Genomic DNA, 11129 nt, shown 5'->3' on the forward strand with positions numbered 1-11129 from the left:
CGTACTCCGCAACCTGACCAGCCAGCTCAAGAGCAGCCTCGGTAGTGAGCAAATCAATAGCAACCTGGAGTTTCATGATGGTGTCGCCTTTCAGTAAGAAGTGAGGTTCCTCATCAATCGTCCCTAAGCGGACGGGCAGGGGTAACGCTGTTTTTGGATGGTTGGAACTACCCTTTCGGACTGGGAAGCGTGAGGGCGTGGAGGCCAGTTCCCTGGATGTCATCCTGCCCACCCGAAAGGGTGGTGATAACCATCCTGAATTAGCGTTCCGCATCCTTGGCCCTGGAACGACGATGGATGGGTAGCCCCTGGATCATCCCGGAAGGCCGCTGAACAGACCCGCCCCTCCACTGGAAAGGTAGCTCCATGCAAACCTCAGATCCGTATCTTGCTGAGTGGATGGGCCGGGAGGCCCTGGCCGAAGCCATGATTCCGGTGATCGGCCGGCTCTACCGCGAATACAACGTGGTGACCACCATCCACGGACGCAGCCTGGTCAACAAGTCCACCATGAGCATCCTTAAGGCCCACCGTTTCGCCCGCCGGATCAGCAAGGAAGAGCTGCTTCTGGATGAGACCGCGCCGCTTCTGGAGGCCTTGACAAGGCTCCAGCTCGGTTCAGCCACCATAGACATCGCCCGGCTGAACCAGAAATTCAAGGAAGAGGGCAACGGAGCCGACCTTGAGGAATTCCTTCGTTCTGAACTGGCCGGAGTGGTGGGCAAGAGCGTGAGCGGTTACGGCGGGAGCACCGACGTCGTGCTTTATGGCTTTGGCCGGATCGGCCGCCTGCTGACCCGTATTCTCGTGGAACAAGCAGGTGGGGGCCACGGGCTGCGGCTTCGCGCGATCGTGGTCCGCAAGGGCGCGGACCACGATCTCACCAAACGCGCCAGCCTGCTGCGGCGAGATTCAGTCCATGGGTCCTTCGAAGGGTCCATCAAGGTGGATGCGGCGGCCAACACGATCACTGCCAACGGTGTACGGATCCAGGTCATTTATTCGGACAACCCCGCCACGATCGACTACACCGCGTTCGGAATCAAGGACGCCCTGATTGTTGACAACACAGGCCGCTGGCGGGACGCCGATGGCCTGTCTCAGCATCTCCTGAGCAAGGGGGCGGCCCGTGTTTTGCTGACTGCACCGGGCAAGGGCGATTTGAAGAACATCGTGCATGGCATCAACCACAGCAGCATCAACGACGCCGACAAGATTGTGACCGCGGCTTCCTGTACAACGAACGCCATCTCACCTGTCCTGCAAGCCATCAACGACAAGTACGGCATTATTCACGGCCACGTGGAAACGGTGCACTCGTTCACGAACGACCAGAACCTGATCGACAACTTCCACAAGGGTGACCGCCGGGGCAGGTCCGCTGCACTCAACATGGTGATCACTGAGACGGGCGCCGCCAAGGCTGTGGCCAAAGCCCTTCCTGAGTTGGAGGGAAAGCTCACCGGCAGCTCCATCCGTGTGCCCACTCCCGACGTTTCGATGGCCATCCTGAACCTGAACTTGGAAAACGACACCACCAAGGATGAGGTCAATACGTACCTGCGGGAGATGGCGCTGCACTCGGTCCTGCGGCAGCAGATCGATTACATGGATTCGCCGGAGGTGGTGTCCACCGATTTCGTGGGCTCCCGGCACACCGGAATTGTTGACGGCCTCGCCACCATTTCCAACGGCAAAAACCTGGTGCTGTACGTCTGGTACGACAACGAATTTGGCTACAGCTGCCAGGTGGTCCGCGTGATGGAGGAGATGGCCGGCGTGAACCGTCCGTCGTTCCCGGCAGCAAATGTGGTTGAGGAAGCCATGTCGGTGCTTGCTGCCGTGGGTTCCTGACCGTCACTTCCAGGCCTAACAAAGCGAGCTGAAGCATGAAAATTGGGATCCTTACCAGTGGCGGAGATTGCCCGGGACTGAACGCCGTCATCCGCGGCGCGGTTCTGAAGGGCATCGCCATCAAAGGCCATGAATTCGTCGGATTCCGCGACGGTTGGCGCGGGGTTGTCCAGGGTGACGTCATGGACATACCGCGCACCATGGTGCGCGGTATTGCCAAGCAGGGCGGTACTATCCTGGGCACCTCGCGCACCAACCCTTTTGAGAATGGTGGCGGCCCGGACGTCATCAAGGACAACCTGGATCGTCTGGGGATTGACGCGATCATCGCAATCGGCGGCGAAGGCACCCTTGCGGCTGCCAAGCGCCTCACTGATGCCGGGCTCAAAATTGTGGGCGTGCCCAAGACCGTGGATAACGACCTCGACGCTACGGACTACAGCTTCGGCTTCGACACGGCCGTCCACATCGCGACCGAGGCCATCGATCGCCTCCGGACCACCGGCGAATCCCATCACCGCTGCATGATTGCCGAGGTAATGGGACGGCACGTCGGATGGATCGCACTGCATGCCGGCATGGCTGCCGGAGCCCACGCCATCCTGATTCCCGAGCAGAAGGTCAGTATTGAGCAAGTGGCCCAATGGGTGAAGGAAGCTCACGCCCGCGGGCGGGCACCGCTTGTTGTAGTGGCGGAGGGCTTCGTTCCGGAACACATGGACTCCCCGCACTCGGAGCGTGGCCTTGACACTTTTGGCCGGCCCAGGATGGGTGGCATCGCGGACCAACTGGCACCAGAGCTGGAAGCCCGGACCGGCATCGAGACCCGGACCACGATCCTTGGCCACGTGCAGCGCGGAGGTGTGCCCACTGCCTACGATCGGGTTCTGGCAACCCGCCTTGGCATGGCCGCTGTCCACTCGGTAGCGGAGGGGCGCTGGGGCACCATGGTGGGGCTCAAGGGAACGGATATTGAGCAGGTGGATTTCCAAGAGGCCCTCGGGAAACTCAAAGTGGTCCCCCAGCGCCGGTACGACGAAGCCGCCGTCCTGTTCGGGTGAGCTGCCCCGCGCCAGCTGAGGCCACCCATGGCGCAGAAGATTCCATAAGCGCACTATGGGGGGATGAACGCCTACTCTGCGGATGGCTCGGCCCGGGGCGGTTCCGCTCGCTTCGGGGCCGGCCCGCACCCGTGGAGCCGTTATGTGGCTTTGGGCGACTCGTTCACGGAAGGTTTGGGTGATCCCGAACCGCGGAGCCCAGGCGGCCTCCGAGGCTGGGCGGACCGTGTAGCGGAAGAATTGAGCACTGGTCACGAAGATTTCGCCTACGCCAATCTGGCTGTCAGCGGAAAGCTGCTCCACCAAATACTCGACGAGCAGGTGGGCCCGGCAATCGAGCTGCACCCTGATCTGATCACCCTCAACGCCGGGGGAAACGACATCCTCTTCCACAGGAGCGATCCGGACAAACTCGCCCTCGAACTGGACGCGGGTGTGGAACGGCTGGCAGCTACCGGTGCGACCATCCTGCTCTTTGCCGGGCCGGACTTTGGCGCTACCCCTGTGCTGGGGTTAGCCCGCGGGAAGGTGGCCATCTTCAACGAGAACATGCGGGTCATTGCGGCCCGGCATGATGCCCTGATCGCCGATCTCTGGGCATTGCGCCAGCTCACGGACCCCCGCATGTGGAATGCGGACCGGCTGCACTTTTCCCCGCTTGGCCAGCACACCATCGCCATCATGGTGCTCGATGCACTCAACGTCCCACATTCCCTGGAGCCGTTGACTCCGAAGGCCCTGCCCGAGCGGAACTGGCGTGAGGCACGCACGGGCGACATAATCTGGGCCCGGGAACATCTTTTTCCGTGGGTGGTGCGCCGCTTGACGCAGCGAAACGCCGACGACGGGCGGCACGCAAAGCGGCCAGAGCCCGGGCCCGTATTCGGAGCAAGTATGCCTCCGGGGGCATATGTTGGCCGCGCCCCTGGGAGCATGCCGGATCAGTCATGAAATCCGGGGAACATCCCGCGGCATAACGATCCCTCGCTATGGAGTCCGTCACCCTTTGCCGCGCCTGTGGTGGTGTTGGCTGGATCGACGCTAAAATTTCACTTGCCGCAAGTACAAGCTCTTCGGCTTCAATCCGCGTTTCATTTTCTTGGAAGCGCCATACCGTGAGTGGGGGAACCGACCAGTCATGACGGCAGGCAGTACCCCCAGCCCACTTCCAGAGACCTCAGCAGGAGCAGCACGCCAGCCTTCCGCCACTGCTACCAAGTCCCCCAAACCGACAACACCGGCAACAAAGCCCGTAGCGTATCCCGCTATCCTGCAGGGGTTCCTTGGCTCCCTGTTCATGTTTGCCGGGTCGATTGGCATCGGCTGGATCGCCAACGGGTCCCCCATGATCCGCCACCCCATAGTCATTGCCCTGCGCACTGAGGGCTGGGGCGTAACGGTCTCCGCCGTCCTCCTGACCGTGGGTGCCATGTTGCTGGTCCGGTCCTGGCTGCGTTTGGGCCAACGGATGGGCAGCTGGGAGGGGAACTCCCTCAAACCGATCGTCGCTGCGATCGGAGCCTGGTCTCTTCCCCTGTTGTTCGCCGTGCCCGTCTATTCGCGTGACGTCTACGCCTATATAGGCCAGGGCCGGCTGATGATGGAAGGCCAGGACCCTTACGACGTCGGCATCTCGGCTTTAAACAACTGGTTTGCCTTGGGCGCGGACCCGGCATGGGCGGAAGCCCGTACTCCGTACGGGCCCTACTTCTTGTGGATGGCCCACGCGGTGGTTGCCATCACGGGCGCCCAGCCGGACGTATCAGTCCTGCTCTTCCGGCTACTGGCCGCAGGCGGGGTGCTGTTGTGCGTTATTTACGTTCCCAAGCTCGCGGAGCTCCACGGGATCAACGGTGCCCGGGCGCTCTGGATTGCGGTGGCTAATCCTCTCTTTCTCATCAGCTTTGTGGCCAGCGCGCACAACGACGCCATCATGGTGGGCTTCGCCGTAGCGGGAACTTACTTCGCGGCCACCAAGCGGCCGCTCCTGGGCATCCTGCTGGTGACACTTTCCATCGGGATCAAACCGGCCACCGTTTTGTTGCTGCCCTTCATTGGCCTGATGTGGGCTGGCGCCGGGGCGTCCTGGCCGCGTAAGTTCGGAATCTGGGCAGCAACGGCGAGCATCAGCTTCGCCATCCTGGTGGTCAGCGGTATCCCTTACGGCCTGGGACTGGGCTGGGCGTGGGCCATCACGGATCCCACTCCCGGTTTCACGGGTTACTCCCCGTCAGGCTTCATTGGCCAGCAGATTGAGTTCCTCGGCAACGCCTTGGGGCTGCCGGGCAATGCCATGGCGGACATCCTGCGGGCCGCCATGAAGTGGGGCGCCGTAGCCTTGGTCCTTGTGCTGATGTTCCGCGGCGACCATTCGCGTGTGGTGCGGAGGATGGCCCTTGCCTTCGCGGCGATCGTGCTGCTCTCCCCCATCATTCAGCCTTGGTACATCCTGTGGTTCGTGCCGTTCCTGGCCGTCACGGGGATCAGGGACGACTGGCAGATGCGGTGCCTCTACGTGGGCGTGACGTTCTTTGTGGTCTTCGGCGCGCAGGACCAACTATCGGTGTGGTCCTTTGTGGAGGTCTCTGTGGACCTGTCCTCGTTGGCTTTCGCCATTGCGCTGCTGTTCGCGTTCTACCTGGTGTTCCTGGACATTCATACACGCAGGCTGCTGGTCCAGGGCAAGTTATCGCGCTGGGTGGGGCAGACTGACCGCCGCCTGCTCCACCGACCCCCGACTATCCGTTAGGGCGAGTTGGTTCGCTAGAGCGCTTTCGGGACCACGGGGGCGCCGTCGTGCTTGACCCGCCGCCCGAGTTCGATGGTCCGCTGCACCGACCACCACAGCAGTACCACCAGCAGGACATTCCGGGTGGTAAGCACCGCAGCCATAACGGGGTGGGCGTGAATGAGCGGGGTGTAGAACAGCGGATAGATCACGAACGTTGTCATGGCAATGGCCATCAGCAAGGCCGCCGGCACCTTCCAACGGTTCCAATCGTGAGTCAGTCCGGCAATGATCACAGGGGCGAGCCAGATGATGAACTGCGGTGAGCCCACCTTGTTGAACACGATGAACGCCGTAGTCATCATCAGAGCGCCCTCGAGGAACAGTTCCTCGCGCTCCGCCCCCCGCCTCAGTGCACGGATCAGGAGGATGGCGGCTGCGATCGCAGCAACTATCAGCAACGGCTGCATCAGGAACGCGGCAACGTCGGCACCGGGCCCGTAAACCTCCGTGGAGTTGATGGCCGTGTTGTCCGCCATTTTGGATCCGGCCACGTTGAAGACACTGAGCCACACCCAGGGCGTGGAGAAGGTGGCTTCCAGTTGTATGCCCCGCTCGCCCTGGTTGATCAGGAAGTCCAGGATATGGCTGAAGCCACCGGCGAGGTACGTTCCAAGGCCTACGACGGCAGTAACGCCCACCCCGGCAGCGACCATCTGCAGCCGGTTCTTCGAAGCGATGATCATGGGTGCCAGCACAGCTGCCGGCCACACCTTGATCCACGTCGCGATGCTCAGCAGAACTGAGGCAACAACGGGCCTTTGGGCGGCACAAATCAACGCAATCAACACGATGGGGGCTGTGATGCCCTCAACGCGGGCAAAGCTGAGATAGCCCATGAACACTGTGAAGAACAGCCACCACCATGCGGGCGCGATCCCTGTGACCCGCCGTGGGCCGCGCGTCAGGTACCAGAGACCCAGCGCGTTGAGGGCCGTGATTCCCAGGTACCACATCAACAAGTAAAGATCCGGACCGGCAATGCCTGCCAGGAAGATGGGGATCTGGGCCAGCACGGGGTAGACCCAGGGGCTGATTTTCCCGCTGAGACTCTCCGGGTTGTAGCCCTCCATGGCCCACTGCCGGTATTGCTCAGTGTCGCTGAAGGTGTTGCCACTGAGGAAGAAGGACGCCATCCAGCACAGGAAGTAGAAGTGGACCGCGGCGAATCCCCACCACACGCTGGAAGGGCGGGCGAACCACCCAATAACGGCAGGAGGCAGGACCCGGCTGCGGATTCGGACCAGCCGGTCGAAGAACGTCGCTGAAATCTTAGTGCTCCTTGCCTGCAGGTGCCGTGACCACGGAGGGCTTACGGCCCAGTGAATACAAGCGACGCGCTGACCAGAAGAAGAGGACAACCAGCAGGACGTTACGGATAGTAAGGACCAGGGCCATCCATGGGTTGTTGTGGCTCAACGCATCATAAAAGAGCGGGTAAATGAAGTAGGTGGCAACCGCAATCACTATCAGCATGGTGGCCGGCACGCGCCACTCTTTCCAGTTGTGCGCAAGCCCCACAGCCACGGCCGGAGCCAGCCACACCATGAACTGCGGCGAACCCACCTTGTTGAAAACGATGAAGGCGGTCACCAAGGTGAGGGCTCCTGAAAGGAGGAGTTCCGTGCGGTCCACGCCTCCGCTGAGCTTTCCTTTGTGCAATGCCCAGAAGGTCAAAGCGGCGACCGCGGCCGCGGCCAGGAGCAGCAGCGGCTGCATCAGCACGGACATGAATGCCGTACCGGGTCCGTCAACCTGCATGGAGTTGATGTCAGTGTTCATGTACATGCGGGAATCCCCGACGCCCAGGACCGACAACCACAACCATGGCGTGGTGAAGGTCGCCTCGAGCTGCATGCCACGGTCTCCCTGTTGGGTCAGGAAGTTCAGCAACTTGGGTACGGCACCAACTGACGCAGCCAGCCCAACCACCACCGCCGTCGTCGCAATTCCTGCCGCCACAACGTGCAGGCGTTTCCTGACCACGGCGAACAGGGCCAGCATGACGGCTGCGGGCCAGACCTTCACCCAAGTGGCGACGCTCAGGAGGATCGACGCGACGAAGGGCCGCGTGACGCCGTAAACAAGGGCCACCAGGACAAGGGGGGCCGTCAACCCGTCAACGCGGGCGAAGCCCAGCCAGCCCATGAGGAAGACGAAAACCAGCCACCACCAGGCAGCGGGAATCGCTTCCTGCCGACGGCCGCGGTCAGTGAGCTTGAGCACCGCCCAACCGTTCAGCAGCGTGGTGAGCAGGACCCACAGGAAGAAGAAAGGGCCAGGGCCGGCAACTGCTGCCAAACCCATGGGAATCAGCGCCAGGATGGGATAAACCCAGGGGCTGGGTCCGCCGGTCAAGTTGGCATCGTTGAACCCCGCGAGCGCCCATTCACGGTAGATAAAGGTGTCGCTGAAGGCCTCCCCGCGCAACGACAACACGGCGGCGAAGACCAGGAACACCAGGTGAATCACCACGAAGCCCCACAAAAGGCCCCGCGGAGAGTTCATGCGTGCCGCCAACCTCGCTGGGATTGTTTTATCGCGAAGATCCGCGAGCATACTGAAAAAACTGTCCATCAACGAAGAACTTCCTGGCTAGGTGGGTCCCTGCCTTGGCAGTCCCCGATTTTCTTGGGACCGAAAAACCCCCGCATGCCACTTTACGCGAGTCACCCAAAAGCCGGGCAGTCGGCTAGCCTGCGGGCTGCGCTTCCGTCTGCGCACGGATGCTCCATGTGGACCAATCCAAGGGGTGAACGGAGGGGCGGCCCAAGAGGTATCCCTGTGCTGCCGTAACCTGCAGGGCAGTGACTTCATCAAGTTCGGCAGCTGTTTCGATGCCTTCCGCAATGATGTCCGCACCGATCTCCCGCGCGAGCTCCACGATGGCCTTGGCCCGGGTTTTTTGGCCTTCGTTGCTTTCAATTCCTTCAATCAAGTGGCGATCCAGCTTGATGATGTCCGGGCGCAGCTGTTCAATCCGTTCCATGGAAACCAAAGCGGCTCCGGACGCGCTGATGGCCACGCGCAAACCCAGGGCGCGCAGGGGGCCCAGGCCGTCGTTGCCGGTTTGTCCTCCAACGGCGTCCAAGCTGCCCGTGAGTTCAACAATGATCCGGTCCGGGGCGAGCGCCGCCGCAGCCAACAGGTTCCGCACACGGGGATCGCTTGACGTTGCGGGAGTGAGGTTCAGCGCAACAGACATCCTTTCCGGGACATCATGGGCTGCGGTCAGGGCGCAATGCAGCGCAGCAATTTCGAGTTCCGTGCCCAAGCCGGCTGCCGCAGCCTCGTTGAACCACACATCGGCTCCGGCGCCATCTTCACCGACGAACCTGGTCAACGCCTCCACACCCACCACCTCGCCACCGGGGAGCGCATGAACCGGCTGGAAGGCTGTCAGCAGGAGCTTGTCCGCAAGGATCGATTGGATGCTTTCGCGGACTTCATGGCTGACGGGCACGGATACGGTCCGCGCTATGTCCGAAGACTCCAGGTGCAGGCTGGCAGCTTCACGCTGGACCGGGACCTTGACCGGTGAGCCCGGCGTCTTGCGGGTCTCCAGCAAGTGCTCCAAAAGAACGCGCTCCGGGTTGTCGGGGCGTGCTTCAAGCAACGCGCGAAGATTGTTCCTGACGCCTTCGCTCCGGGCATCGCTATCGGCAAGGATGGATTCGATGATGTCCAGCACTTGTTCGCGCATGGTCATTTCTTCGCTGGCCGGAGATGCCACAGCATCGTCCTCCGGTGAGTTTCCGCTTTCCGGTATTGAAGAGCCCGCGTCTTGAGCCATTAATTATTCCTTTGTGTGTCCCCCCACTGGCAAAAGCCAGCCATGACCTGGCGCCACGAAAACGTGTGGGCCTTGTCACGAATCTTACAGAGGAATCGTTGCACCTGAGACACCCGGATGACTCCTGACGAGGGAAAACGTGTTGCAAAACGGGAAGCCCTGAGATGCTGGAGGAGTGACACCCATGTCAAAGGAGTTACCCCGGACCGCACTGACGTGGAAGCTGCTGCCGGCGGCACTGCTTTCTTTGTCCGGCGTGCCGCTCTATGCGTTGGGTAACGGGCTGCTCGGCTATGGCCTGCTGGTGGCGAGCATGGCGACTGCAGCGTTCATCGACCACCGACTGATGCGGCATCTCGCCTTGATTGCAGCAGGTATGACTATTTTCAGCCTGGTACCCCTCAACGCTGACCTCAGCAATGAGCACATGGCGCTCATGGGCGGTGCTTTGGCCCTGGCTGTGCTGGTGCCCTGGCTGGTGTCCCGGTTCCTCTACCGGGAAGACATCATCAGATTCCCGGTGAATACGGGCCGTAAGTGGCCGCTGGCCGCGAAGCTCTACCTCATCGGCGTGGTTGCCCTCGGGTACTTCATTCTGCCGGTGTACCTGATCAGGACGGGCGTCTACCAAAACTGGCCGGATGCCGCCGATCCCCAGATCTTCTGGCGGCTCTTCCTGGGCGTTAACGCCGTGGGAATCTGGGACGAACTGTTCTTCATCTGCACCACGTTCACCCTGCTGCGCCAACATTTTCCGGACTGGCTGGCCAACCTCCTGCAAGCTGTGGTGTTCTCGTCATTCCTGTGGGAGATCGGCTACCAGTCGTGGGGTCCGCTGTTGACGTTTCCCTTCGCCTTGCTCCAGGGCTATACGTTCAAGCTCACCAAATCCTTCACCTACGTGGTGTCCGTGCACCTGCTCTTCGACCTGGTGCTGTTCCTCGCGCTGGTTCATGCGCACAACAGGGACTGGCTGCCGATCTTCCTGTACTAGGCCAGCTTTCTTGGACTAGGCCGTCTTTCCTGTACTAGGAACCCGCGGTCCCCGCCCACGCTTCGTCCGAAACTTCGATCTCCTGCGCCATGTCGTCCAAAAAGCGCTTCACCGTTTCCCGTTCGGAAGGAGTGAGGCGGGCTGCCGCCAGGAACCGTTTGGCCTGCTGCCGGCCAACGGTCTCCATGGCGGCTTCGTGCGTTTCGGGGGTGATGGCGATTGCGAGCGCGCGCCGGTCCGAGGGGTGTGCGTGTCGCGTGACGTGTCCCGCGCGTTCCAGCCGGTCGAGCAGCTTGGTGGTGGACGCCGTCGAGATGTGCAGGCGGGACGCTATTGCGCCGGGTGTGGCAATGACGCCGTGGTTGGCGCAGACAATCAGATAGTGCAGGGCGCGCATGTCGGATTGGTTGAGCTTCATGTATCTGAGTGATGCGTCGGAGAGGCGTTCTTCTGCCTCGCGCAGTCTTCCCAGCGCTGCCATGAGTTCGCTTATTTGCTCTACGTCCGCTCCGGAAAGGCCGGAGCGACCCACCAATTCCTGATGAGGATCGTTGGCCTCCAGATGATAGATGCCGGCGGAAACCGGGGTGCCGGCTTCTTCGGGTATCTCTTCAGATCTGGACATGTTTGGTATGTTAC

General features: G+C 61.6%; 9 protein-coding genes and 1 pseudogene. 5 read left to right on the top strand and 5 right to left on the bottom strand.

Annotation, left to right across the window (positions count from 1 at the left end; translation table 11 throughout):
• A pseudogene (locus CQ020_RS24665) lies at nucleotides 1-76 on the bottom strand (3-hexulose-6-phosphate synthase); the annotation flags it as partial.
• A 290-nt stretch (nucleotides 77-366) separates the two neighbouring features.
• Here CQ020_RS24665 and CQ020_RS19795 point away from each other — a divergent pair.
• The 4 genes from CQ020_RS19795 to mptB all read left to right on the top strand — a co-directional run bounded on the left by CQ020_RS19795 (nucleotide 367) and on the right by mptB (nucleotide 5664).
• Nucleotides 367-1854, top strand: coding sequence for a glyceraldehyde-3-phosphate dehydrogenase (locus tag CQ020_RS19795; RefSeq protein WP_105693418.1), 1488 nt, complete (start codon nucleotides 367-369; stop codon nucleotides 1852-1854).
• Nucleotides 1855-1889: 35 nt separating this feature from the next.
• Nucleotides 1890-2915: an ATP-dependent 6-phosphofructokinase gene (locus CQ020_RS19800; RefSeq protein WP_062071164.1), complete on the top strand. Its 1026-nt coding sequence runs from the start codon at nucleotides 1890-1892 to the stop codon at nucleotides 2913-2915.
• Nucleotides 2916-2978: 63 nt separating this feature from the next.
• Entirely contained in the window at nucleotides 2979-3866 is an 888-nt protein-coding gene (locus tag CQ020_RS19805; RefSeq protein WP_105693419.1) for an SGNH/GDSL hydrolase family protein, read from the top strand.
• A 187-nt stretch (nucleotides 3867-4053) separates the two neighbouring features.
• Nucleotides 4054-5664, top strand: coding sequence for a polyprenol phosphomannose-dependent alpha 1,6 mannosyltransferase MptB (gene mptB, locus CQ020_RS19810; RefSeq protein ID WP_105693421.1), 1611 nt, complete (start codon nucleotides 4054-4056; stop codon nucleotides 5662-5664).
• Between the two features lie 14 nt (nucleotides 5665-5678).
• Here mptB and CQ020_RS19815 read toward each other — a convergent pair whose 3' ends face one another.
• From CQ020_RS19815 to CQ020_RS19825, 3 genes are all read right to left on the bottom strand, one after another.
• On the bottom strand, nucleotides 5679-6941 hold the full coding sequence (locus tag CQ020_RS19815) for a glycosyltransferase 87 family protein (protein ID WP_374955205.1): 1263 nt from the start codon (nucleotides 6939-6941) through the stop codon (nucleotides 5679-5681).
• A 34-nt stretch (nucleotides 6942-6975) separates the two neighbouring features.
• Entirely contained in the window at nucleotides 6976-8280 is a 1305-nt protein-coding gene (locus CQ020_RS19820; protein WP_105693423.1) for a glycosyltransferase family 87 protein, read from the bottom strand.
• A 115-nt stretch (nucleotides 8281-8395) separates the two neighbouring features.
• Nucleotides 8396-9496 (bottom strand): EAL domain-containing protein, encoded by a 1101-nt coding sequence (locus tag CQ020_RS19825; RefSeq protein ID WP_105693425.1) that lies wholly within the window; start codon nucleotides 9494-9496, stop codon nucleotides 8396-8398.
• A gap of 184 nt (nucleotides 9497-9680) precedes the next feature.
• On the opposite strand from CQ020_RS19825, the gene CQ020_RS19830 reads away from it, so the two are divergent.
• A complete protein-coding gene (locus CQ020_RS19830) occupies nucleotides 9681-10490 on the top strand; it encodes a CPBP family intramembrane glutamic endopeptidase (protein ID WP_374955204.1) in 810 nt (269 codons plus the stop codon).
• Nucleotides 10491-10524: 34 nt separating this feature from the next.
• Here the strand turns inward: CQ020_RS19830 and CQ020_RS19835 are convergent, their stop codons facing one another.
• On the bottom strand, nucleotides 10525-11115 hold the full coding sequence (locus CQ020_RS19835) for a MarR family winged helix-turn-helix transcriptional regulator (protein WP_105693429.1): 591 nt from the start codon (nucleotides 11113-11115) through the stop codon (nucleotides 10525-10527).
• Nucleotides 11116-11129 lie beyond the last annotated feature (14 nt).

Origin of the sequence: Arthrobacter sp. MYb23 (genome assembly GCF_002979775.1) — a bacterium.
In the GTDB taxonomy this organism is placed as follows: domain Bacteria; phylum Actinomycetota; class Actinomycetes; order Actinomycetales; family Micrococcaceae; genus Arthrobacter.